The sequence below is a fragment of the Neobacillus citreus genome (assembly GCF_018343545.2).
Classification (GTDB): domain Bacteria; phylum Bacillota; class Bacilli; order Bacillales; family Cytobacillaceae; genus Neobacillus; species Neobacillus citreus.
This window is the reverse complement of sequence record NZ_JAGYPE020000007.1, coordinates 54,373-78,842: the sequence shown is the minus strand read 5'-3', so window position 1 is coordinate 78,842 and position 24,470 is coordinate 54,373. Positions and strand designations below refer to the sequence as shown.

Annotated in this window: 22 protein-coding genes; all 22 read right to left on the bottom strand. The window is 34.2% G+C overall.

Translation table 11 applies throughout. The features are described from left to right. Nucleotides 1–4: 4 nt before the first annotated feature. Nucleotides 5–1,708 carry an adenine deaminase C-terminal domain-containing protein gene (locus KHB02_RS06215; protein ID WP_213147698.1) on the bottom strand — a complete coding sequence of 568 codons (1,704 nt, stop codon included), beginning with the start codon at nt 1,706–1,708 and terminating at the stop codon, nt 5–7. A gap of 75 nt (nt 1,709–1,783) precedes the next feature. Further along, complete coding sequence (locus tag KHB02_RS06210) at nt 1,784–2,839, bottom strand: ABC transporter substrate-binding protein (RefSeq protein WP_213147699.1); 1,056 nt, start codon at nt 2,837–2,839, stop codon at nt 1,784–1,786. Nucleotides 2,840–2,891: 52 nt separating this feature from the next. Beyond that, nucleotides 2,892–3,932 (bottom strand): ABC transporter ATP-binding protein, encoded by a 1,041-nt coding sequence (locus tag KHB02_RS06205; RefSeq protein WP_213147700.1) that lies wholly within the window; start codon nt 3,930–3,932, stop codon nt 2,892–2,894. 41 nt (nt 3,933–3,973) lie between these two features. Further along, nucleotides 3,974–4,753, bottom strand: coding sequence for an ABC transporter permease (locus KHB02_RS06200; protein ID WP_213147701.1), 780 nt, complete (start codon nt 4,751–4,753; stop codon nt 3,974–3,976). After that, entirely contained in the window at nt 4,746–5,582 is an 837-nt protein-coding gene (locus tag KHB02_RS06195) for an ABC transporter permease (protein WP_213147702.1), read from the bottom strand. The genes KHB02_RS06200 and KHB02_RS06195 overlap by 8 nt, the downstream gene beginning before the upstream one ends. Nucleotides 5,583–6,266: 684 nt before the next feature. Next, on the bottom strand, nt 6,267–7,247 hold the full coding sequence (locus KHB02_RS06190) for an SMEK domain-containing protein (RefSeq protein ID WP_213147703.1): 981 nt from the start codon (nt 7,245–7,247) through the stop codon (nt 6,267–6,269). A gap of 87 nt (nt 7,248–7,334) precedes the next feature. Continuing rightward, on the bottom strand, nt 7,335–8,537 hold the full coding sequence (locus tag KHB02_RS06185) for a hypothetical protein (RefSeq protein ID WP_213147704.1): 1,203 nt from the start codon (nt 8,535–8,537) through the stop codon (nt 7,335–7,337). A gap of 103 nt (nt 8,538–8,640) precedes the next feature. Beyond that, nucleotides 8,641–9,366 (bottom strand): hypothetical protein, encoded by a 726-nt coding sequence (locus KHB02_RS06180; protein WP_213147705.1) that lies wholly within the window; start codon nt 9,364–9,366, stop codon nt 8,641–8,643. A 31-nt stretch (nt 9,367–9,397) separates the two neighbouring features. Continuing rightward, nucleotides 9,398–10,270, bottom strand: a complete 873-nt coding sequence (locus KHB02_RS06175; RefSeq protein ID WP_213147706.1) for a hypothetical protein — start codon at nt 10,268–10,270, stop codon at nt 9,398–9,400. A 75-nt stretch (nt 10,271–10,345) separates the two neighbouring features. Continuing rightward, the gene (locus KHB02_RS06170) at nt 10,346–10,681 is read right to left on the bottom strand and encodes a hypothetical protein (protein ID WP_213147707.1); all 336 of its coding nucleotides are present in this window, start codon (nt 10,679–10,681) and stop codon (nt 10,346–10,348) included. 9 nt (nt 10,682–10,690) lie between these two features. Beyond that, nucleotides 10,691–11,227, bottom strand: a complete 537-nt coding sequence (locus KHB02_RS06165; RefSeq protein ID WP_213147708.1) for a hypothetical protein — start codon at nt 11,225–11,227, stop codon at nt 10,691–10,693. Between the two features lie 53 nt (nt 11,228–11,280). After that, complete coding sequence (locus KHB02_RS06160; RefSeq protein ID WP_213147709.1) at nt 11,281–12,126, bottom strand: Nmad3 family putative nucleotide modification protein; 846 nt, start codon at nt 12,124–12,126, stop codon at nt 11,281–11,283. 59 nt (nt 12,127–12,185) lie between these two features. Continuing rightward, on the bottom strand, nt 12,186–13,976 hold the full coding sequence (locus KHB02_RS06155) for a UvrD-helicase domain-containing protein (RefSeq protein WP_241113748.1): 1,791 nt from the start codon (nt 13,974–13,976) through the stop codon (nt 12,186–12,188). Continuing rightward, the gene (locus tag KHB02_RS06150; protein ID WP_213147710.1) at nt 13,973–15,952 is read right to left on the bottom strand and encodes an ATP-dependent nuclease; all 1,980 of its coding nucleotides are present in this window, start codon (nt 15,950–15,952) and stop codon (nt 13,973–13,975) included. The genes KHB02_RS06155 and KHB02_RS06150 overlap by 4 nt, the downstream gene beginning before the upstream one ends. A 264-nt stretch (nt 15,953–16,216) precedes the next feature. Continuing rightward, complete coding sequence (locus KHB02_RS06145) at nt 16,217–17,734, bottom strand: TnsD family Tn7-like transposition protein (protein WP_213147711.1); 1,518 nt, start codon at nt 17,732–17,734, stop codon at nt 16,217–16,219. Then, complete coding sequence (locus tag KHB02_RS06140; RefSeq protein ID WP_213147712.1) at nt 17,731–19,236, bottom strand: ATP-binding protein; 1,506 nt, start codon at nt 19,234–19,236, stop codon at nt 17,731–17,733. Before KHB02_RS06140 ends, KHB02_RS06145 begins: the two co-directional genes overlap by 4 nt. Further along, a complete protein-coding gene (locus KHB02_RS06135) occupies nt 19,229–21,370 on the bottom strand; it encodes an integrase catalytic domain-containing protein (RefSeq protein WP_213147713.1) in 2,142 nt (713 codons plus the stop codon). Before KHB02_RS06135 ends, KHB02_RS06140 begins: the two co-directional genes overlap by 8 nt. 15 nt (nt 21,371–21,385) lie before the next feature. Next, nucleotides 21,386–22,180: a TnsA endonuclease N-terminal domain-containing protein gene (locus KHB02_RS06130; RefSeq protein WP_213147714.1), complete on the bottom strand. Its 795-nt coding sequence runs from the start codon at nt 22,178–22,180 to the stop codon at nt 21,386–21,388. Between the two features lie 193 nt (nt 22,181–22,373). Next, the gene (locus KHB02_RS06125) at nt 22,374–23,075 is read right to left on the bottom strand and encodes a recombinase family protein (protein WP_241113747.1); all 702 of its coding nucleotides are present in this window, start codon (nt 23,073–23,075) and stop codon (nt 22,374–22,376) included. Between the two features lie 170 nt (nt 23,076–23,245). Next, nucleotides 23,246–23,473 (bottom strand): hypothetical protein, encoded by a 228-nt coding sequence (locus KHB02_RS06120; protein WP_213147715.1) that lies wholly within the window; start codon nt 23,471–23,473, stop codon nt 23,246–23,248. A 2-nt stretch (nt 23,474–23,475) separates the two neighbouring features. Next, nucleotides 23,476–23,775, bottom strand: coding sequence for a helix-turn-helix transcriptional regulator (locus KHB02_RS06115; protein ID WP_213147716.1), 300 nt, complete (start codon nt 23,773–23,775; stop codon nt 23,476–23,478). A 214-nt stretch (nt 23,776–23,989) separates the two neighbouring features. Beyond that, nucleotides 23,990–24,403, bottom strand: a complete 414-nt coding sequence (locus tag KHB02_RS06110) for a hypothetical protein (RefSeq protein ID WP_213147717.1) — start codon at nt 24,401–24,403, stop codon at nt 23,990–23,992. Nucleotides 24,404–24,470 lie beyond the last annotated feature (67 nt).

The following is a 24,470-nucleotide window of genomic DNA, read 5'->3' as shown; positions in this document are numbered from 1 at the left end:
TTTCTCAATCCTCCACCAATGGGATCATCATTTGCGAACGTACATTCATCATCCCTTTGTCAGTAATTTTGATAGCAGGTGAAACCGGCAAAGACAAAGTTGAAAAAGACATGATCTCATTACTGTTGCGATAGCCTAAGGTAATCATTGCTTGACGTACTTCCTTTAGTCGCTGACCTAATTCTTGAATCGGTGCATCGCTGATAATCCCACCGACTGGCAATGGGCATACCGCTTTCACCTGTCCCGCTTGTGTCACGACGTATCCGCCTTGCATGTCCAATAATTGTTTCTGTGCTGCAAGTATATCTGACGCACTCGTCCCCATTACCATCAAATTATGATGATCATGTGCCCAAGTAGTGGCTACAGCTCCTTTTTCAGATAAAGCATTCTCAACAAATCCATAGGCGATGTTCCCTGTTTTCCCATACCGTTCCATTACTACAATTAAGGCCAGCCCGCTATTCTCCCAATCTAAATAGCCATCTTTAACAGCCATCTCCCGTTGTACATGTTCGGTAAAGGTACCCACTTCGGAAATTTGCATCACGTTGACGACAGCCTTTTCAGCCGAATTCACCTTGATCCGCAAATCCTCTAAAGTCAGTTCCCGACAATGTATGGATTGATAGAAGTGCTCAGGAAAAGCAGGTTCCACTGCTGGATACTTGATTGCATTTCCCCGCTCGTGTACCAATTTTCCATCCTTATAAACTGCCGCAATATCCAGGGTTTCCACATCATCTACTAATAGAAAATCGGCTTTAAACCCCGGGACAATAGCACCGCGGTCCTGGAATCCCATCCGTCTTGCAGGGGTATAGGTAGCACAGTATAGCGCCTGTTCTGCCGGCATGCCGCATGAAATGGCTAAACGTACGTTTGCATCCAAATGTCCTTCAAGCAAGTCGTCCGCCATCACATCATCTGTAATGATAGCCATATATTCATAGAATTGATTTTCCACAATAACACGCATATTTTCCGGCGTTATTGATTTCTTTTGAAATTCTAAAAACATCCCGCCGGTGATTTTCTCATAAATCGATTGGGGCGACTGATGGGTGTGGTCAGCGGTAATGCCCGCATATAAAAATTTGGCCAATTCCAAATCCGAAACACGCGGCACATGTCCTTCCAAAGGCATAGCTGGCCTCTCCGTTTGAACAACGCGTAAAATCTGCCGAATCAAGGAATCCTGTTGATTGACAATGCCATTGAAGTCCATTGCTTCCCCTAAAGCGATTACTTTCGGATGCTTGAGGAGCTGCTTCACTTCTTCAACACCAATATAACCGCCAGTCGTTTCCAGCTCTGGGGTCGTCGAAGGAACAGAGGAAGGAATCGCATAGAAAATATCCATGACACTCGGCTGGGCAAAAAACGCCTCCAGCCCTTCCATGCCAAACACATTGGCAATCTCGTGAGCATCAGCCACAACGGTTGTCACTCCATGGGTTAGGACAGCCTCTGAAAAAATGGCAGGGGACGTCATAGAGCTTTCAATGTGCATATGAATATCCATTAAGCCTGGGACCAAATACTGACCTCTTGCATCGACTACATCACCAGCCTGGAAATTCTCCACTTCGTCAGCTGTCAAATAATAAAATTTATCCTTAACAATGTACACATTTTTCTGTTCAAACTTTTTCGTAAACGTGTTAAAAACTTGTCCATTTATAATGACTAAATCAGCTTTCATTTCCCATTCCCTCCTTTAGATCAACCGCTAAAGAAAAAGGGCCAAGATGATCCTCAGCCCTTTTCCTAACCCAAACTATTTGTTCAAAATTCTATTCCACTGATTGATCCAAGATTCAAGGTTCTTATTGACTAATAGTGAATCCACTTTCTTTGTACGAGCTGCCACATCACCATATGTTTTATTTTTTGCTGTTTCTTCGTTTAGCTCTACCTTTTTATTGGTTGGCGCTTCATTTAGAGAAACGGCAGTTTTTTCTTGAACTTCCTGGCTTAATCTCCAGTTGATATACTTATAAGCTAAATCTTTATTTTTAGAATTTTTGTTGATATTGATAGTGTTAAAGTTGGCGTAAGTCCCAGATTGCGGTACAACATAAGCGACATCTGGATTAGATTCGGTAATCATCGGAACAGCAAAGTCGCCGACAACCGCTGCTGTGATTTCTCCTGATTGGAACATGTTGGCCAAATCGGATGATTTGCTATACGTTTTTACCACGTTTGGTGCTATATCAGTAATCCCTTTAAGCGCTGCCTTACCATTATCCTTTGAAATCTCAGTATTTTCGTGATTACTTCCTAAATAAAGCATGGCCGGGCCAAAGGTAGTCGCAATGTCAGGAATGGAAATTTTCCCTTTCAAAGAAGGATCCCATAAATCATTCCATTCTTTGATTTCTTTCCCTGCTGTCTTCTTATTATAGACAATTCCGATACTGTTTAACGTGTAAGCAGGACCAGAACCATCTGCAGCTAATTCTTTTGCACTATCGATTAAGTTGTCCATATTTGGCACCTTGGAGCTGTCTACTTTTTCAAAAAGACCTGCTGCTACACCGTCAGCCGCATTGGATTGGGACAATTCAATTACATCCACCGTTGAGTTTGGATTGCTTTTAAGCTTTGTTAAACGCTCAGAGCTTGTACCTGTTTCTAACACAATGTCTACATTATATTTTTTCTCAAATGGTTTGAAGACATCTTCCTGCATCTTATCTTCTTCCAAACCAAAAGTTGAGATTACTAATGTTTTTGGTTTTTCCTTGCTTGCAGTGCTGCCGCCGCCGCATGCAGCCAGTACACTAGCAGCCGCAAGAGTTAAACCTACTAAACCTATTGTCTTTTTCATTTTTCATGTCCCCATTTCTTAGATGTATTTTTATTAATAATTTTATTGTCTATTAAACTATGATTAGCTTGTGAGCAGGGATGGATAATGTAACTGTGTCTCCAACTTGGTAGATGACATCATCCGCTTTATTTGCCCGTAATGTTCCAATCGGGGTTTCTACCTCATATTGGTAGGACTTGCCCAGGAACGTCCGGACCTTTATCTTTCCTGATACCGCATTGTTGGTATTTGGCGCGGTACCTTCCCCAATCTCAATATCATCTGGACGAATGGTTCCTGTACCTTTTGCTGGTCTCCATTGGCGGGTGGTTTCGAAGACCGTTCCATCAACTGCTTTATACTTCCAGTCTTCGGTAGGCACTAGCTTAAAGAAGTTCTCAAACCCGATAAAGCGGGCCACAAACTCCGTTTTTGGGTTTTTATAAATTTCTTCAGGTGTGTCGAACTGCTCGATCACGCCTTTATTCATAACGGCCACCTTGTCCGAAATCGAAAAACACTCCTCTTGGTCATGCGTGACAAACACGGATGTAATCCCCAATTGGCTTTGGATCCGTTTAATTTCAATCCGCATCTGCAGGCGCAATTTTGCATCCAGGTTGCTGAGTGGTTCATCTAATAATAATAATTTCGGTTCAATCACTAAGGCTCGAGCTAAGGCTACACGCTGTCTTTGCCCGCCTGAGAGCTGCTTAGGATAACGATTGCCTAGCTCTTCTAATCCCGTAATCGCTAAAATATCACTTACTTTTTTTTCAATATTTTGCTTTTTTTCCTTGCGTAATTTCAACCCGAATGCAACATTTTCTTTAATTGTTAGATGGGGAAACAAGGCGTAGCTTTGGAAGACCATTCCAAATTCCCGCTTGTGAACGGGCACTTTCGTTAAGTTTTGATTATCAACCACGAACTCGCCGTCATTTGGCTCAATTAGGCCGGCAATTACCCTTAAAGTGGTTGTTTTCCCGCATCCGGATGGTCCTAATAAAGAGACCAATTCTCCTTTTTCAATCGATAAATTTAAATCTTTTAATATGTCAGCTTTGTTATCATAACTGACACGAATATCTTTTAATTCAACATAGGACATTATGCTGTTCTACCCCCGTCGCTGTTGTATTCTGTCTGTTCCTATGAAATACTGGCTAACCCTAATGTTTTTTCAATAATGAACATTAAAACAATCGTCCCTAGCATTAAAACAACGGATAATGCCGAAACCGATGGGTCGTAGTTGTATTCAATATAATTCATTAAGCTGGTTGGCAGCATCGTAACACCTGGTCCTGATAAAAACTGCGAAACAGGAATATTGTTAAAGGAGTTAATGAACGCAAGCATAAAGGAAGCAAAAATTCCCGAAGTAATGTTTGGCAGCACTACTTTGATAAACGTCTGTAATTTTGTACAGCCTAACGTCCATGAAACCTCTTCAATTGAAAAATCTAACTGCTCAATCGTTGAGCCGACAACCCGGATTACGTATGGCAGGCAAATTAGGAAATGGCCTAACAATAATCCTTGGATAATCGGGAATTGGAACTTAATCACAATAAATTGATACATCGCATATCCAACGACCAAACCAGGCACGATTGTTGGCGAAAGGAAGAAGCTCTTAATCCAATTTCGTCCAAAAACCTTATGACGCGCCAAAGAATAGGCAGCTGGCACGCCAATAATCAATGCCAAGAGTGTCGCAATAAAAGCTACTTTTAGACTGAGAAAAAAGCTGTCCATAAAGGCTTCATTACTAAACACCTTGCCGTACCAATCAAGGGTAAAACCTTTAATTGGAAATTGAATGGTTGAATTCGTTCCAAAAGAAGTCACGATAATGATCAGCAAAGGTACTAGCAAAAACGCAAAAACCAAACCCGCAAAGACTTTTAAACCAACATTTTTACGCACTTGCCTCACCTCTCTTATCCATGCGGCCCGCAACCCAGTTGAACAGCTTCATCACGATCAAAGTCGCAACAATCATAATCAAAGCAATAACACTGGCACCCTGCCAGTTTCCTAACGCAGTCGCATTTTGATATAAGAAAGTTGCTAGCATGATGTTCCGGTTTCCGCCTAATAATTGCGGGGTAGTATAAGCGGTCATGCTTCCAGTGAAAACCAATATACTCCCAACAATAATTCCGGGCACACTTAACGGCAGAATAACCTTCATAAAAGCAACCAAACGATTGGCGCCTAACGTTTCTGCAGCTTCCATAATTTCTGAATCAATGTTCTCTAATATCCCCACTAAAGTAATGACCATTAAAGGCAAGAAGAGATACACAGAGCCAATCACAATGGCGAATTCCGTATAAAGCAGGGTAAGTGGTTTTGATATTAACCCCAAGCCCTTTAACGCATTATTTAGAATACCGTCTTGTCCCAAAATGGTGATCCATGCAAAACTTCGCACAACCGAATTCGTTAACAATGGAAACAATGTAATCGACATTAACAGGCCACGCCATTTTTTTGGACTTTTCGAAATATAGTAGGCAGTCGGAACTCCTAGCACTACACAAATCAATGTTGCAATCAGTGAAATTTTTATCGTCCGCCAAAAAATACCAAAATTATAATCATCCAAGAAGAACGAAGTATAATTCGCCAAGGTGAATCCTCCATCAAAGAAGGTTGGGTAAATGGCGGTAATAAGCGGTAACACCAAGAATAAAATCAAAAGAATCAATCCTGGAGCCAAGATGATGTATGGGATTCTTCGCTGTGTCATATCTGGCCTCACTTTCAAAAAGGGTTATTCATGCTGGTAAACAAGTATAAGTTGTATTCCTTCCATGAGTATTATAATTTATTAATTTCTCTTTGGCAATATAAAATACGAATGATATATATTATATTTAAGTTTAATGTTCGTGAATTGTATTTTTAAATATAATATTGCGTAATCAGACGATTAATTTTACCCTCATTCACGAAGATTATCAACAAAAAACCACTCCCTATTTTTTATAAGGAGTGGTTTTTTGGTATAGAAATAAAACCTTTCACGGTTAGAATTATAATTGTTGGTTAATTGTCTTACTTTTGTGCCGTTAAAAAATACACCCTACATTTTTCCCCCACTCAAACCCGCATTCCACCGTTTGCTGTTAAAATAAAGTCTTTCCTTTTCTCCCGCTTTTCACCCTTTTTCTCTTCAAAAACCATCAGTTTTTCGGGATTTTTTCACGCTTTTTTTCACGTTTTTTATCGAGTTAAAATAAAGATTTTCCTTCTGACTTTTTTCTCGAATGTTGATAGGACAGCCCTGACGGGCTGTTTGCTCATGCTTTTCGGTACAGACTTTATTTTCACTGGCGGTTGCAGGTGGTAGCGAGTTTATTATAACGTGTAGCTTTTATTTTACGGTGTCACATAGTAGTTATAAGTGTTAAGGAAATGGTATCAGACTTTATCAATCCAATAATGTGAAATCTAAATTCACAATCATTTCTTTAATATCAATGTTCCCCCACAAACAATAATTAACTAAATCATTAAATACTTCCCAATGCTTAGTCCAGTATCCAAGTATATCATGCTCTGTACCATTATCATCGGCAGAAGAAATATAATCCCTATCATACAAGATCCTAAGTTCTTCAAAGAGTTTACTTTGTTCTATCCTCAAATACTTTCTAATCTCCACATGATTAAAGTGGATACCTCTTTCATCGATCAAATTTCTCTTATTAATTATGGCATAAACAATTTCTCTTGTATTATCATCTAACTGCATGAAATCATTAATAAATAACTTTATATCTCCTACTATATCCTTGGCTTCAATACTATTAGAAACATCTAAATATCTTAAATAACTCGCACAATTATTTGGAATTTTAGCTACACTCATCTTAATTCCAGAAAGATAACTTGGTTGACGAGTTTCAAGGTCAACATTTTCCTCCAAATATTCAAGAATTTCTCGAATCCTCTTATTTCTAAGATTGGAGATATCTTTTACTAAATCTTTTAAATCAATGACATTCTTATCAATATCAAACTCAATAGTTCCATTAGTATCAATGTCACTTTTCTTATAATTCTTTTTAGATCCTAAAATCAAGATATTTAGCTCATTAAAATCTTCATAAAGTTTGTTTTCTACGAACTTTTCAACAGTTTCAACTATCTTTTTTCTTCCATTCGAAGATGTAACTTGAAAACATACACCTTCACTATAATCTCCTAAGTCAACAGCAGGGAAATTGACTTTAATTTTATTCAGATTTTCTAACTCCAAATCATATACTTTATTCAACAACTCACAAAAGAAGTTTTCACAGTACTTATTTATATCAAAGTACCCCGAACTATTTTGAAATTCAATGTAATTAGTAAGTATCGAAAAGTATTTATTTACTTCTTCCAATTGCTTTTGACCTTTTAGCAAAACACACTCCTCCAATTTGTTCCAAAAACATTTACTAATTCTGATTAATTAAACCATACAATTCCATAATCAAGTAAAATTTAACGGTTAAAAACCTTTTGGAAATTTAAAGTTAATTAAATTTTCTTTATCCTTAGTTGATAATATAGAATCAGGGGAGGCATCGCAATCTTTTATCCAATTTGATTTATTCATACCCCAATTATATTCATCTGAGTTTTTATGTAATTCAGATTCAACATAATTTTTGACTAATTGAGAATAGAAAAATTCTATTGATTTCTTTATTAATCCCTCGGTACGTTGGTATTCCCTATCATGTTGATCCTTTAAGATGGCTCTTTGTTCTTCTTCTCGTCTTTTTTTCTCTTCTGCAACTTTATGTTTTTCCGTTTCTTCATCAATTTTTTGAGGTAGTGAGAAAATATAAAGAAACACTTTCTTTAACAGATCATCAAATGTTTCTTTTTTTGTTTGTGTAATCAGCTTTTCATTTTGACTCCACTTATACCATTCGAGGTAATATCCTACTTCAACATTCATTTTCCCAGTAGCAACATATTTATAAGTGTTATATCTTGAATAATCTTTATCATCAGGAGATAATTTTACTTTATTAGAAGGAAGTTTAAAATTCAGTATAAAAGTATAGCTTTTGTATATTACCTGAGTTTCCTTGTTTGTAATGCTTATTTTTGCTCCTACTTTTTCAAGAGATTTGAATAAACAGTCGATAAAAGGCAGAGTTTCAGGAATAACTGTTCCAGACGATGAATTTATCTTTAACTTTGCTTCCCTATCATAATATGAAATGCTATCTTTTTTCTTTTGCTGATATTTTAGGATTTCTTTATGTGGCTTTGATGATATAGTTTTGTTTACTTTCAATGAATTATATATCTGAGCAAACAATATTTGTTCGTCTTTGGTGAAATAAATGAAATATCCATGTTGACTTGGTATATCACTATTTGAAGAAATGAATTCGGTATTAATTGTGGATTCAGAGTTATCATTTTTTAATGTTATTTTTTGTGGAGTGCCTTTTTTTGCTTTTACTACTTCGATTGTAATGATTGGATTTTGATTTGGATTTGGAAGAAATAATTGTGTAGGTTTTTCCTTCCCCATATGTAAACTACTCCAATATGATGCCGTTGGTAAAGGTATATCATTAGACAGACAAGCATTTTTTAATTTATTATATGGAATATTTAACTCTATGGCCGTTTTTGTGATTCCGATAGACCAGAGTTTTGAATAAAGGTCTTTTCGAGATATTGATACCATAACTTTCGACTCCTTCTATATGTAACTCCTATGAAAGTTATTCTATTATGCATTTAATAACCTTTAATAATCTGCTTCCATTTTTAATACTACTGCATATTTACTACAGATTCATTTGTATTAGTAAATCGTATAACTGTACTGTATTGAGATTCTTTTCATCTAATAAATCTTGTAAGGTATGATTTTTATTATTAAAATGCTTGTTTGAGAGATACATTGCAAATTCACCTGAACTTCTGAATACTTCAGAATTTGCTTTTTTCCTACTATTTTCTTTACATAAAGTTATACAAGCTAATTTTGCATTTTGAGAGCAACTGATATTATGGATGGTATTGCTAAAACGCCCAGTTCTTGTCTTCATTGGTTCACCATTATTGTTAATCTTTATTGTCGTATAATGGATATAATTTTTCTCCTTATCTTCATTTTTGCTAATATCTTTGAGACGTTTCAATTTTGCTTGGGATTGTTCAACCCAATTGTCATCTGCCCTGGCATCGTCTATCTTCAACTCAAAAATAGCTTCGATTTTATTACTCTTTCTTTCGATTACAACTATATCTGGCCGAATTGACTTGCTTTCTCCATGTAATTTAGTAGAAAAACTTACGTCAATTAAGTACAAATAATTCTTTTCTAAATAGATTGTATATAGAAGCTGAGCAAATCTATCTTCAACAATGTTAGATAAAGTGGGGTTATTACCCCTTATCATCGAATCTCCAATAATTCCTTTTAACTTGTTTTTAAAGTTTTTATCAAATTCTCTTTTTATGTCTTTAACAAACCCTTTAATATAATTCTCAAACTCTGCTTTATTCATTTTTTACCACCAACCTTTTTCCGATAACTTTTTACATCATCACATCTTCTAAGTCATCCAAACTTGTGTCACCAAAATCTTCCCAATTTGTAACAGCAACATCATTAGCTAAATTAGCTTCAAACCAATACATGCTTTCCAACTTTCCAGGAATAAGCAAACTTTGCATATTTGTTAAATTATCTTTTACAATAAATTTTGTCTCTATCCCATACTCACCATTCCATTTAAGTAATGTATATCTTTTCAGTAGTTCATGTTCCTTTCTTTGGGCAAAAACCCTCTGTTTATATAACTCAACGAGTTCATTCAATATTAATGGTCTTTGAGTTGGTATTAGCGGACAAGGATGGTAGTACTCATTTTTCTTTGCATGCTTTTTTCCGAAGGTAGGAATCTTTGATTCTACAATCCGTTCTCTCCATCTCCCCTTAATATGTTGAAGGTTTTTCCATCGTATTTCTTGTTTGACTCCCCATCCAAGAAGAATCCATGGATGCAATACTAATTCATCTAAAGCCACTAAAGACTCATTAATATCATATTCACCAGATGATACAAGCTCTTCAAATTGATCAATTGCATTTTCGGATTTGGTATTTTGAAGATTGAATAAATTATAGATGTGTAACCTGCCTGAAATTAGTTGATTCTTTTCATGAGTTTTTTCGATAAATGAGATTAATTGCTCCATCGTTGGATCTTCTGTTTTTATCCATCCACTGGCTGAACCTACCGTATCAAGTGAATAAATTAAATCTTTATCAAGTGTGGCTGAGCCTGGATTGAGTAAGAGACAAGCCCCGATAGATTTTTCTGAGTTTCCCCACTGAATGTAAGCTGATGTTCGATAAATATTGTCTCCTCTTTTAACGAAAGTGCCATAAGCCTTTGGTTTACTCATTTTTTAAATACACACTCCTCATCGTATGCATAGGAAAATCCCATTTTCCTTTAATACATCAGTACCTAATTAGATTTAATCTTCATAATCATACTGACAAGACATTTTTAGCCAAATTTCCTCATAGAATTTCTCAATATCTTTTAAAGTTTCAGATTCTCCTCTATACGAAACCGTAAAGGATTCTTTATAATCATTTCTAAAAAATGAGCCTTCAAAGCTGTATTTTGGAAACCCAAATTTCCCTAATTTCCCAATATCATATTCGATAATTTCTATAGTAAACTTTTTACCTTTTTCGTCTTCAATTAATTTTGTCCACGTACAAACATACCAATCGTTATGGATTTTCGACTCCTTCACTTCTCTGATATATTTATTTCTTTTTAGAGAACTCTCTGATATTTTCATAACATCCTCCTAACTCCTTTGTCTAAATGTTTCTCCCATGATATAAGGATCAATTTTATTCTTTAGTTTTGGAACAAGTCTTTTCTCAACAAATTTTAATAGTTTCTCATTATTTGGATATGTAAATTTCTTATTTTCGCACTCCATATTTAAAAGAGTCATTCCATTTACATCACCTTTATAAACATGAACAGTTCCAGTAAACATAAAACCGTTCATACCAAAACCAATATTAATATATTCATGTTCATACTCATTATTTTTATAAATTCGATCCTTTACAGAAATGATTTTCGGATAAGTAGGGTTAAATTCAAGCAGTTTTATATCGTATTTTCTACTTTTAGCAAACTGTTTCCACAAATCAAGTCTTCTATAATCAGAGATAATGAGACTTGACCACATGTTTAAGTCCAAACAAGTTTGGCAAAGTTTGTTATCCTTTTGGACTGAAAAGGAATAGCTTCTTCCATTTTCAATTTTGGTAGAAGTAGTTGTGAACAATTCTCCTTCTTTTCCACATTCAGAGCATTTTCCAATTGTCATATTACCCTCCGATTCTCTTATTTTGAACAAGAAAATTAAAAAAGTAGTAAATTCTATTCGTATAAAGAGCATGAACTAATCAAATTTTCTGCCCAAGCAACCACTTTTGGATTACTACTAATAAACATTTCTTGATCTCCTCTTCCGTTTGTTTGCATTTCCACACATTTATTTTGAAGTACATTCCATATTTTTAACGAGTGTGTAAAATTAGATTGTTCTCGTTTGAAACAAGGTGGCAACTCCCACAAGGATTTAGTTTTTGCTCCCTCCTTTGTAAGTACAAGTTGAGGACTATATTTGAAACTCCCCCATCCTGGTTTATTGGGGTTAGTCGAAAATGTTTCAGTTGCCATGTAAACACTATTACGTTGTTCTCCATACTCTCTTCTTCTCTTGATATGAGGGTGGTATTTTGTCCAAGTGGGAACAGAATCTCTCGCTTGTATATCTAAGACTCTATCAACTTCTAAGTATCCGTAAATCGCATGAATATCAGGAGCATTATTTGAATATTTCCATACACCATTTACTTTACTTGCTTCTTTAAACCAACCAAAGAACAGAAATATGTCACCTTCGCCTACATTTCGATTGTGCAACGTACCTTGTGAAATTCCACTCTGTCCAAATAAACCACGCCAATTTTCTGGTCTTTCATTTAGAATCGACTTTTGTAAATCAGGATCTAAGTGAGCTTCCGAATACAGCTTTATTCCTAAGTCCTTCATTACCTTTAGATAGCTTTCTGTCGGAGAAAATATTAGGCTTTTATAAAAATCTCCTGAATCAGCCCTTGGAATAGGTAAGGAAACAAATTTATTATCTATAATCGGACTTGGTTTACCACCTGTAGTACTATCAAATCCTTTTCTACTTAGAATTACTTTTCTTACCATCTTAAAGCTCCTCTCAACACTAAGAATACCAATGCTTAGAAATCGTTGAACTGTATCTTTTATACTCGAATAGTAACCAATTGCCTCTCAATAATATTAAGATTAGTAAATTTCTCCTTATAACTTTTCTCTAATGGAGGGCATGCAATACACAATAAATCCTCTGCTCTGCTCATGGCCACATAGAGTATTCGTGTATCATCATTCACTTCCGAATCAATTTCTGGTGTAAGTAAATTTTCTATTTCCTTAATGTCATTAAGATAGATAAGTACAGATTCAAATTCTGTACCTTTTGCTTTATGAATTGTTCTTATTTCTGTAGATTTTTCTTCAGGTAAAATTAAGTTATCGAGTAACTCTTGAATAGTAGAACGTTCGGAAGTTGTTTTAAATTTTCCATTTGCTACTTTTTTTAATCTATATCCCTTTGATTGGAGGAAATTAAGTAAAGATTCATAGAAAACAAATAATGTAAAATTTAGAGATTGATTTATTTCATTTAGTAAAAATTCAAGCAAATCAACAGCAATGCTTCTTTTAGAAATATCATCAATATACTGATTATCCTGAAATGGTGGTTTAATTAATCTGTTTTTATCCGTTCTTAATGATCGAATAACCTCTTTTACGGCAAGTTCATTTCGACCATCTACAACTAACTTATATGCCGTTAATAGTCCCTTTAAGAGCCTTTCTCTGTTCTGATCAGCCTCATTTAAAGTTATCCAAATATCTGTAAGTTCCGTATTTTTGAGTTTCTTCACTGATTCATTATTACGAGTCAATACGCAATAATTATTTTTCAAGCCTAATTCACTTCTCAACTTGTGAAAATTTGAAAGTGTTTGAGATAAATCATCAGAACACTCAATGTAATGAACATAGTAATCACTTTCATTACGAACAGACCGTTGAATTAATTCATCATTCTTCCTGACATGATTCAGTAGATCAACTATCTTTTTTCCACACCTTCTGTTATTTTCAATCTTATAATCTTTTTGGTTTGGAAGATAGAAGTTTACAAAATCAGTCCTGGAAGCACCTTGAAAACTATAAATAGATTGGGCTGGATCACCTATTACACCAACTACTGTTCCAGCTTTGGCTAACCATTTTATTATTTCCGCCTGTATTGGGTTTGTATCTTGAAATTCATCCAGAAACATATAAGGGTATTTTGCACTTATATGTTCAAGAATTAACGGGTGTTCCTTTAGAATTTTGTATGAAAAATACAAGACATCTTCATGATGAATAATTCCCTCAGCCCAATAAAGCTGTTTATAAATAGGAAAGTCTTCTATCTTGATGCTATATTTTCCTATTTTTCTTAGATAATCTTTTCTTGGTTTTAGAGTGAAATCCCCATCTTCTAAAATCCAATCTAAATTTTCCAAACACTTTTTTATCTTTTTTTTGTCACTTATAAAACGAGCATTATTAACTTGTTTTTGCCATGTATAGATTTTCCCCTGAGTTGCTATATTCTCAAAATGTCCTTCCATATCTTCGACATTAACAATCATATTTCCTGAACTATCTTTTAGAAGATGTACGTATGGCTTTACAATATTGGCATATAAAAAACTATGAATTGTTGAAACATCTACCTTATCCAAGTTATCACCTAAACGATTAAGGATTTCTTCGGCTCCGATCGTTGTATATGTTATACAAGAAATCTTTGATGTATATAAAAGTTTCGTAGTGTTTTGAAGAACATTCTTTATATGCTCGACAAGCCAAAAAGTCTTTCCCGCACCTGGCCCAGCAGTAACTCTAAAATGACTATCTATGTCAGCAAATCGATCGTCAGAAGAAATTACTATCTGATTGTCCATCATTCCTTTCCCCCCTTTTTATCATCTTTATAGCAAACCCATTTGAAAGCATCTTTGATATGAATAGGAATATTTAATTTATTTTCTTCTTCTTCTAACTTAGTTACTAAATTAAATGCCAATTCTCCCTTTTGATTTTCCGCATATATTAGAAAGCTGGAAGCTATCTTTGCACGCTCTTTTTCTTTTCCAGTCCAACCACTTTGGGCTAATTCTGGAAGTTCAACTATTTCTATTGATTCATCATCAAATAACCATTTACTTTGATAGTTGTCCCACGCTAAATCGTATTCAAAAGTTTTACCCTTCTCCTTTTTATAAAAAATGTTTACATTTATGCAATTCTCATTCTGAATCAATAGATTTTGCAAAGCACCTGAGTTTCCTTTATACTCATAATTTTCAGTGTCAAAGTTAAGTTCAAAGGGCCAACATTTTTTCCACCTTCTTACTTTATGTTCTTCGCCTTCTTTTTTCTTTTCTATCTTTCTTGGATCTGCGTCAATAATACAGCTCACTCTTTTTTGTAATGCAAAATTAGACCTTTCTGCCTTTATCCCTGCACCAAACAATTTAATAAAGTGTTTAAACGTAAGAGCATCCGCCCTTACAATCGATACATGATGCTTGTCTAAATCATATTCTTCTCTTTCAGCTAATTCTGGAAGCAAAATAAGTTCTGCCATACCTTCAACTAATAAAACAGACTTTGAAAATAACATAGCTGATTTTGTTGCATCAAGGAATCGTTCAACATACCTTTTAGATTCTTGATCCTCTTTAGTCTCAGAAAAAACTTTATTTGGATATCTTGCGAAAATCTTACCGCTGTTATTCTTCTCTAAGCATATTATTGGTTCCAATCCAACAGCAGAAGTAATCTGTGTAGAATGTGTAGTAATAAAGATTTGTCTACTAAAACTTTGAGTCTTCACCTCTTCACTTAGAAACTTTAAGAAATTATATTGGAGAGCTGGGTGTAAGTGTGCTTCTGGCTCCTCAATTAATAGAATAGGAAAAGTTTTTGCATTCTCACCATATTCTTTTGATGTAATCATCTTGAATTTAGATAAGATCAAAGATATAAAAATTAGGTTATTGTACCCCATACCATTATTGATAATTGGTATTTCTATTCCTGTATGATCCCTAATTATTAGACGTAATACCGACAATACATCACTTTCCTGTAAGGAACCATCTAATGCAGGAGTACCTCCTATTGAAGCTCCCGTTTTCTCTGCAAAATCTAAAACCTCTTGTTGATCTATCTTCCCAATTAAATTCTCTACTAATAACTGTGAATAATGTGTAAATGAATTCTCTGAGAGTTGTTCATTATTAGTAGATGATTTTTTTTTATTCTTTTCAGAATTTGAGTTTTTAAAATGTAGAAGTAGCTGTTTTAACAAAGTATTTCTTCCAGTAAACATTTTACTTTCAACGTCTCGAAGTGCATCTAAGGTTTCACAATGGATCTTATCTAAATATTCACCCTCTGCCCGTAATTTACTTATTAAATTACCCCCATATACTCTTGATACATAACGCTTTAAAGTTGATTCTAATAATGCCCATCGCTCTTTTTGATTTGATAATTTTTCGTATTGTTCCTTATAAACCTTATGATCCTGTTCAGGGAGAAAAAATTTATAGGTTAATGTTGCTTCCCAAGGTGAATCTAATTTTGTCAGCCAGCTTGCTACAATTGCTTTATCATCTATGGTATCTTTTGAAGAAGATTTTAAAGTAGCCACAATTGTAATTTCAGGCGGTGAGGATAAATCTACCTTTTTGTTAAAGTCATCAATTGTAAAAGTTTTAGATTTTGATCGATTAAATAACAACTCTACGGCTTTTATTACCGTAGTTTTCCCAGCATTATTTGAACCTATTAAAACATTCATCCCTTCGTTGAATTCTATGAATATATCTTCAAAGCATCTAAAGTTTTTGATATTTAAACCTGAAATAAACATTATACTCCCCTTTTCTACATTTTTCCTTTTTGTTAATTCTAAGACTATCGTATCATAAGAAATTCATTTTTTCGTATTAAGTCCTGCAGAAAAAATACTTGTTTACTCGATGCTTACAATTGCCTATAACAGTTTTAAACTAAAGACAAATTCACAACTTATGGAAACAATATAATGTAGATTTAACCATTGAAAAAATAAAAAAACTGTTGAATTTTTCCAACAGTCCTTCTTATAGATTTATTATTTCTTTAACATCCATCATTAATTTTCAAATCGTTCATATTTGCTCAATACTTTCATTATTAGTTCCTTGATATGTGTATCCCCTCCATCAAACCCTACTTTCCTTTGAATTTTATAAGCCGTCAACAATTCCCCATCCTTCTTCATTTCTTTAATAGCCCATTCAATTTTTCTTATTCTGTAGCTGTCTATATCTTCGGTAATTTCCTTTATAAATTGTCTGGTTTTAACAAGTTTTTGGTGATTAAACCATCGCTTTACACCAATTATCTTTCTTATATTAAGTGGAGAAATTCTCTTTGGCTTTCCTTCAGTTTGATAGAGTTCTCCTACTGCATTTTTAGCAAGTTCTAAACACTCTTCATCACGTTTTTCCCAATCGATTACATCAGCCCTTTTCTTTCTTGTTTTACTTCTTGGTGTAACCTGGTTGTACCATTCTCTGTCATACTTATAAATCCACGTATGTAATCCCTTGCCTATTCGTTTTAACTCACTACGATTTGCATGAGGATTATCATTGATTAATTTGAGCCATTCATTCCTCTTTTCTTCGATTTTATAAAGGGGCGTACGTTTTTTATCTGTCGTTTGTTTGCCTATAACTTTCTTAGTATTAAAGAATTCGACTACATCAATCTCTAAAAATTGAAGAAACAACAGGTGTCTCAACGGACTTCTATTTTTATTGTTGTACCTAACAAAGATTCTTAACCAATTTGCCTCCTGTTCAGTATTTACCTCACTTTGCATAAGTTCTAAATAGTCCAATGGGTAAAAGTGCAAAAAGTTCTCTACTAATTTTTCCATATAAATTGTTCCGCCCTGTGAAGCAAGTCCTCTTTCCCGCAGTTTATCAATATAGAAGCTGATAATAAAAGATAATTCCTTTCTTTTTGTGTTTCCATATAACAAGTCGCATACATTTTCGATATACCTCATATTTAGTTCTCTAATTCTTGCAGGAAAATTGTCGTCTTTTAATTTACTGTTGCAAGTATCTTCATCTGCACAATAATATTCTGACCAATAATCAGTTATTATAACTTTACTATCTTTTAAGAGAACTTTATGCTTTGGACAGTAAAGAACACCTGGAATCTGATGAAGTCTTCTCCAATAACTAATTCCATTTTCATTAAGATCATACTTAAAGCATAGAGGACAATATCTTAATCGATCACCAGACTTGACTCTACTTCCCCCAATTCCCGCTATCCTTTCTACATTGCTTTTATTACCTTTAGTCATAGCACTATATATTTCCTTAGTTTTTTCACTTGATAAAAACGATGTGTAGAATGGAGCCATGCTGTGAAATTTAATAATTTCTTCAACCGTTATTTTTGAATTAGGAGGGAGATTGGAAATCAATGCATCAAGATGAATAGGAAAAAAGACTAACTTCTGCCTTATTTTATTAAATAATTCCCTTTCTAAAGCCTGATTACTTATTATTCCACACATTTGCTTATATCTTGAAATAGCACTAAAAAGAAGTTCATCTTTATATAGAATTGGAAAAAAATTAATCATTCCAAATCACTCTTAATCCAAAAAGCCATTTCGTCTACCATCCCATTTTCCAGCAATAATTCGTAAACATTTTTGTTCTCACTATTCTTTTGATTTGAAAATTGCCGAAGATCCTCTTTTTTGTATTCGGATACTTTTTTCGGTTTTGATATTGGTGTATTATTAGTCTCATTTATTTTCTTACTTATGCCAGAAACTTTTGACGTTTCTTGTTTTTGAGATTCACCTTTTTTACCCCTATTTACGTACACATCTGTTGGTACTCTTTCTTCACCGTTAATATCAATTCTTCTAATATCATCATACTTTGCAATCTTATATGGATTCCCTGATCGAATCGCATCTAACATTTCCTTCATGAGCTTGAATTTAGTTTTTGCCACTTTTCTTACTAATTTAATATCTAATGCCTCTTTCCCAGTTTTTATTGCTTCTTGCTGAGAGTAGACAAAAAGAGAGACTACCAAGGCTGAAATCCCTTGTGTTTCCTCATAAAATAACTTTAAGAATTCGTCATTTATTGGCGTGAAGTTTTTTGTCCATTGATATTTCCACATTGATTCTAATAAAAACTTGAACTCAGCATTATTCTCCATATTATTGTAAATGATTTCTGCATTCCCAGTTAATCGCCTTGCAATTCTTAACTCTTTTCTGAATAATTCATACGAACCTGGTGTACCTATAAGTACAAGGTTTACACCTACATTAATTAAATTCACAAAGAAATTCATGATTTGATCTGTTTTACGATTAATTACTTGGATTTCATCGATTACAAGCATGCCCAAACCAATATTATTTGCAAGCTGTCCAATCAAAGGTAACATTGAATCTACCGACAGATTTCTCGATACATACGTTTTATAATTATTTGTACCAAGTAATTCATCAACTTTCATAAAAAATTGCAAACACAATGCTTTCAGACTCGATGTTGGCGGTGCATCGAGCTTTAACCAAACAAGCTGTATCTGATTAAAATGATTACCATTATATTCATTGTGAATGATAACTTGGGGTATATTGGAAAGTATTCTATTGAGTGACGTGGTTTTCCCCATTCCAGAAAAACCTATTAATGTGCCACAGGAGGCGGTTGTCCTAAAATTCGTTCTACTATTAATATCATATACTCTGTTAATAATCTGTTTACCTGTTTCATTAATATAACGATTATAATTTTTATCAAAAGGATTTCTTGCCAAATATCCTTGTATTATCAGAGAATGAACCATATTATACATTTCAAGATGAATCGGAAGCGGTTGGAAGAATTGATATAGCCTTTGAGTCATATGCAGACGATAGATACTATCAATATCCCTTTCTTCTTTTTTATACACTGGTTTGACAGTAAGTTGTCTTATTATTTCAGTTTTATCTGCGAGAGGTGGAAGGGCTTGAATAAAAGGATTTTGATTGAATTCTTCCAATGGAAATTGTGTATAATTAGCCTCTACAGCCTCCATACCATTCTGCAAAAATATAATTTTATCCATCCGTATCCTTCCAATCTTGTAGACTTCTAAATAAATCTAATTCATCATCGTATTGCTCTTCTGAAACGAATGCTTGTTGGTACTCAATATTAACCTCTCCTCCTTCCGCTCTACTCAATTCTCGTTGTAGTTCTCGCTCTTTCTTTTGATTCTCTTTAATTCCTTTAATCTTTTGAGTTTTGCTGATTGAGTCATCTCTATCAGCTTCCGTTCTTTCTTTTCCTTTGCTAACAATCTTTTCAATATCATCAAATAGCTTCATTTTTTCTTGTAATTCCCTCGCCTTACCCTTCTTATCAATTTCTTTTTCATGCTTTACGATTTGCTCAATTTCTTCAATTGCTTTATTTTGAAACTTTATTAGGTGATCTAAAAGCGTTAATTGATGAAATCCATTATCTTCTTCGTTTTTTGTATAAATATGTGTTAAATCTCTTGGATCATACCAGATTTTTATTTTAGAACTCCCCTCAATCCTTGCTGTTTCAAACCAATTATTCTTTAAACTGAATTGCGATGCATAGAGAAGTTGCTTATGTTTCACACCTTTTGAAGTAATTAAACCCTCACTTTTGGGGAAAAGATGCATTTTAATCATCTCTTCTGGTAAAACTCGCAGTTGTCCTTTCTCATGTTTTAACCCAAATTCCCATATTTGCCTTGGGATTTTTTCAATTCCTTTCTCAATCATTAGTTCTGTTAATGGGTAATCTTCAATAACATGAAAATTATTGTAGAAAATGATGCATTTTATAAGGACTGCCGCTACTTCATCAATCGAAAGATTTGCTTGCAATCGGGGATCGATCTCTCCTCGTTCACGAACTCGATTCCCATTTATAATCACTCCATCTACGTGAGGTTTTATTCTTGCTGTCATATGATAGAACATAGATTCAATAATTCCCTTTGTCTCAGGTCGATAGCTGGGGCTATTTTGAATTGAAATACCTAACCCTTCTATCGCACTTTCGATTTGCTTACCGTTAAGTTCCCCTCGGTCTGTAAAAACTTTTTGTGGGATACAAGCAACATCCCATTCATCTTCGATCTCAATACCATACCGCTTACAAAATTCCTTTTTCGAAATCATGCTATTTAATAGAGCCATCATTGCTCCGCTATAAGAGTTTAATGATTCAAAACTTAGGCTAAACCCTACGATTTTTCGTGAATATACATCTATTACAATATGAAGCAAGGGTTTCCCTACCAAAATACTCCTATTTATACTTGAAACACAGTGTATGTCGAGTGGTGTAGAATCTGTCTGCCACAAAGTAGCAGGCCCTAATCCTGCATCTTGGGTTGAGTTTCCAATAATACCTCTATACTTTTGATGATATACCCTTGAACCATTTCTCTTGGAGATTTCCTTTTTAGGATTATTGAACTTCTTATACCAGTATAAAAATTGATGATAACTTGGTATTTTCGAAGAATCCTTTAATATAGATACAATATCTCCATTCTGCTCTTTTTTCTTTACCGTGAAGAAATCTCGAATGGTCAATTCATATGCAGTTTTCAAAGAATTCTGTTTGTCATTATAGTAGTAGCGATTTAAGCCTATCTGAAAATATTTCTTTATTTTTTCATCAATATTAACTCCCTGTTCATTCTCACTTGATCTTGGTCTTCCCCTCTTTCGTTCGCCCATTTTCTTCTCTTGTCCCTTCCCACCGCACCTATTAAAAGACGGTAACAGGGAATTACGAGTCTTTCCATTTCTCCATATTGCTATTAGGTACTTCTTTACTGTTCGATAATTAATTTGAAAATGTACTACTGCATTTTTAATTGCCTGATTTCTATATTTAGTTATGAATATCTGCTCTTCACTTTCCAATTGGTCAAAAACGTAATTTACAACTTCCCATGCATGATCTCTTCTCAATTTTTCAGCATTAGTTAGCTCTTCTTCATCAACATGACGATGAAAGTAATTATCCGTTAATCTACTAATTTCACTTATTTCAAATAATGATATTAGTGTTTCCCTTTCCATTGAATAAGCCCATCTGTCCCCTTCCATGTCTACTACATATACAATAGAAGAAAGTCGATTATTAAATGCAATTCTAATTACTTTGCCATCCTTGTATTGAAGAAGCATATTTTCTGAAAATTTCATTCCATCACCGCCAAATTACAAAATGAGATTTCTAACGCTTGTTGATAAATCAATTACTTTACTCATATCAATCTTTAATTCCTTTTTTGCTAATAAATATCTAAATAAGAATAGAGCTGATCCTTTCTTCAATCCTTCCGCTCTTTCAAAGAGCTTTAGTAATTCTATTATTGATTGTTCATCATTTTCTAACAGATGTTTGAGTAACATTATCGATAGCTTCTCTTTATTTAATTCTTCCTCACTTCCTTCTAACAGTGTTTCTCTTACCCATTCAATGTTTTTTGCAAGTTGACGAGGTAGTTGCTTCTCAGTTATTACCTTCCAGTCAATTCCCTTTTGAGACCAATAACGTCTTTCTATTTCCAGTTTTTCTATAGTTATTTTTCTTTTTAGCTCAGACGTATTTTTAATTGTTCTTGCAACATACTTTTCGGTTCCATTTGGCTCTCGTACTGTTAATACAAAGTTAGTAGTAATTACGTACAGTTCCTTGGTCTCTTTATCCTGAAACTTATCGAACCGTAAATCATCTTTATCATCTATTACTTCTAATACATCTAAAAGTGGATAGGTCTCCCTGATATCCACAACTTTCCCACAATATTCAAATGTTAAAAAAGCTCTATATTGGTTATCAGATTGCAGATGATGAATTCTCCCAGTCTTGATTCCAAGAATTCGGGTTGCCCTTCCTTTAGAAGAATATTCATGAGTTTTTGTCCAAGGTTGATAGTCCTTACCAAGCCCTTGTCCACGACCATCAGCTATTAACCTTTTTGTTTTGGGACTACAATTATCTTGAACCATTAATCCACCTCATTCACTCTGGGCAAAGCAAAAGCCACGATTTCTTTTTAGGCAACACCCAAAGTTTTTTTTTGAGGTTTTGCCTAAGAAATCGTGGCTTTTTTCATGTTATTCAAATTTTCATTCAATGTTTTTATTCTCCTTTCTATTGTGAACAAGCTAAAGCTATATAATAGAAGTAACTCAAACAAGACTAACTTTCTACTACATCCTTATCCCTTTCAATTTGTTGAACTTTCCGATAAAAAGATGTGCGGGATATATTTAACTTCTTATAAGTTTGAACCGCTGTTTGTTTTCTCTCTTTCCAACGCTTGTATTCCCGCATAAAGTTGTCATCAATTTGAATAGGCGGTCTTCCAAAAGCAACTCCTTTCTCTTTGGCTATGGTAATTCCCTCCATTTGCCGTTGTTTAATACTTTCCCGTTCGAGTTCATACAAGGCTCCAAATATGGTGCATATGAATTTCCCCTGGGGAGTTGAGGTGTCTATGCTTTCTTTTAAACTTACTACTTCTACCCCTCGATCTGTTAAATCGTTGACAATTTCCAGAAAATCTTTCGTATTGCGAGCAAGTCTTGATATAGACTCGACTACCAGAGTATCTCCTTCTCTAATAAAGTTCATCATTTCTTGCAATTTCGGTCTATTTTTATCCTTACCACTTAACTTTTCAATAAAGCATTTCTCTACACCTTGTTCTTCAAGTGCTTTAATCTGCCTTGCAGGATTTTGCGACAAAGACGAAACCCGACAATATCCAATTTTTATAACAATCCCCTCCTTGCGAATGTACGTTTGTATATGATCATTATAAGACGTTTCAAAACGTATGTGAAGGGCCTGTAACATTCCTAAATTATAAATTAGAGGTTTTGGGATGCTTATTTTCATACTCCCCAATCGTATGATTTTGTGACTATCCCGATTACAAAAAATCGCAGACCTCCCCATTGGATCTGTTTGATTTGGCTGTATGCATAGAGGATTTTGATTTTAGCTTACAATGGAAAAAGACTAAAAGCACTCTTTGGAAAAAAGAGTGCTTAAACTATTTAAGGATATTACGCTGACTTCGGTATGAGTTTTGTTACTTTATCTGCAACTTCTTTAGCAACTTCCCCATTCTTAGTAACTGCATATGTAATACCTGATACAAAAATAATCCCACAGGCAACAGCACCAATTGATAAAATTTTACCGTTTTCTTTTACAAAGTCTCCACTCATTTCAAAACTAAATTTACCAAACCCAACTTTTACTCGATCTTTTTCTTGATTATTCTTCTCCATTACTATTCCTCTCCTTTGATAACTTTCTTCCATAAGTCATTCAATTTAGTTGAATCCAATACTGCTTTCACTACTACACCCACAGTTGGAAGAAGAGCCAAAGAAGTAAATATACCTAAAATAGCGAGTGCTAACGTTTTAGATGGAATCATTTTGCCACTTTCTATGGCCGTGATGGTTTGTCTTGTAACACCAACTCTTTTTGCCAAATCTTCTTGTGTCCATTTCATAGTCTGACGTAGAAGTTTTAGATTCTTTATTACTAACTCCGCATCTTTTTCTTTTAGTTGTGGTGAACCCATGATTTTCCACCTCCGTTAAACAAATTATAATATATGCCTCGGCATTATGCAATGTGAGATTGCATAATGCCGAGGCATATTGATATATTCTATTTGGATAAACCTTGTACATAATTCTTATTTCTGTAGACAGTTTCAATATATTGCGAATCTAAGAACAGCAGGATATTTTATTATGAATAGGCTTCTTCTTATTAGGGGCTATTGAGGATTTTTATGAGGATTTTGAAATCATTTCATTTATTCGATCCAATTCTACTTGAACAGGTTTCAAGGATTTCATAGCCGCTTCGAATTTCTTTTTCGACAAATGGTTTATTTTCACAGCATTCGTTAATAAATTTTCCACTATCTTAACGTGATCTTCCAAATATAGTTTACTATTTAGTAAAAGGTATAAATCTCTATCCTCCTTTTTATCAAAGGAAAATTCTATTTTGTATTTCGGGTGTTCACCATCGGATTCAATGAAACCTTCGATTCCTTCATAATCTCCTTTAATTGTATCTACAAAAAATTTATAAAGTTCACCTACATAATACATTTGGGATACTGCAATTACCTCTAATATTGATTCTGGTTCTCCGATAATTTGTTGACCATCTGGAAATCTAATAATTGTTTTCATTTACTATTCCTCCTTTAAAATATTGATTTCATATCTGACTATCGCTGTCTTTCATTTATAACTAATA

What these genes read in the sequence shown, in the direction of transcription:
- KHB02_RS06140 (WP_213147712.1), bottom strand. Translation starts at nt 19,236, where the DNA reads ATGGATAAAATTATATTTTTGCAGAATGGTATGGAGGCTGTAGAGGCT.
- KHB02_RS06165 (WP_213147708.1), bottom strand. Translation starts at nt 11,227, where the DNA reads ATGACAATTGGAAAATGCTCTGAATGTGGAAAAGAAGGAGAATTGTTC.
- KHB02_RS06185 (WP_213147704.1), bottom strand. Translation starts at nt 8,537, where the DNA reads ATGGTATCAATATCTCGAAAAGACCTTTATTCAAAACTCTGGTCTATC.
- KHB02_RS06210 (WP_213147699.1), bottom strand. Translation starts at nt 2,839, where the DNA reads ATGAAAAAGACAATAGGTTTAGTAGGTTTAACTCTTGCGGCTGCTAGT.
- KHB02_RS06175 (WP_213147706.1), bottom strand. Translation starts at nt 10,270, where the DNA reads ATGAGTAAACCAAAGGCTTATGGCACTTTCGTTAAAAGAGGAGACAAT.
- KHB02_RS06110 (WP_213147717.1), bottom strand. Translation starts at nt 24,403, where the DNA reads ATGAAAACAATTATTAGATTTCCAGATGGTCAACAAATTATCGGAGAA.
- KHB02_RS06115 (WP_213147716.1), bottom strand. Translation starts at nt 23,775, where the DNA reads ATGGGTTCACCACAACTAAAAGAAAAAGATGCGGAGTTAGTAATAAAG.
- KHB02_RS06215 (WP_213147698.1), bottom strand. Translation starts at nt 1,708, where the DNA reads ATGAAAGCTGATTTAGTCATTATAAATGGACAAGTTTTTAACACGTTT.
- KHB02_RS06120 (WP_213147715.1), bottom strand. Translation starts at nt 23,473, where the DNA reads ATGGAGAAGAATAATCAAGAAAAAGATCGAGTAAAAGTTGGGTTTGGT.
- KHB02_RS06180 (WP_213147705.1), bottom strand. Translation starts at nt 9,366, where the DNA reads ATGAATAAAGCAGAGTTTGAGAATTATATTAAAGGGTTTGTTAAAGAC.
- KHB02_RS06205 (WP_213147700.1), bottom strand. Translation starts at nt 3,932, where the DNA reads ATGTCCTATGTTGAATTAAAAGATATTCGTGTCAGTTATGATAACAAA.
- KHB02_RS06160 (WP_213147709.1), bottom strand. Translation starts at nt 12,126, where the DNA reads ATGGTAAGAAAAGTAATTCTAAGTAGAAAAGGATTTGATAGTACTACA.
- KHB02_RS06195 (WP_213147702.1), bottom strand. Translation starts at nt 5,582, where the DNA reads ATGACACAGCGAAGAATCCCATACATCATCTTGGCTCCAGGATTGATT.
- KHB02_RS06155 (WP_241113748.1), bottom strand. Translation starts at nt 13,976, where the DNA reads ATGATGGACAATCAGATAGTAATTTCTTCTGACGATCGATTTGCTGAC.
- KHB02_RS06145 (WP_213147711.1), bottom strand. Translation starts at nt 17,734, where the DNA reads ATGATTAATTTTTTTCCAATTCTATATAAAGATGAACTTCTTTTTAGT.
- KHB02_RS06130 (WP_213147714.1), bottom strand. Translation starts at nt 22,180, where the DNA reads ATGGTTCAAGATAATTGTAGTCCCAAAACAAAAAGGTTAATAGCTGAT.
- KHB02_RS06170 (WP_213147707.1), bottom strand. Translation starts at nt 10,681, where the DNA reads ATGAAAATATCAGAGAGTTCTCTAAAAAGAAATAAATATATCAGAGAA.
- KHB02_RS06125 (WP_241113747.1), bottom strand. Translation starts at nt 23,075, where the DNA reads ATGAAAATAAGCATCCCAAAACCTCTAATTTATAATTTAGGAATGTTA.
- KHB02_RS06135 (WP_213147713.1), bottom strand. Translation starts at nt 21,370, where the DNA reads ATGAAATTTTCAGAAAATATGCTTCTTCAATACAAGGATGGCAAAGTA.
- KHB02_RS06150 (WP_213147710.1), bottom strand. Translation starts at nt 15,952, where the DNA reads ATGTTTATTTCAGGTTTAAATATCAAAAACTTTAGATGCTTTGAAGAT.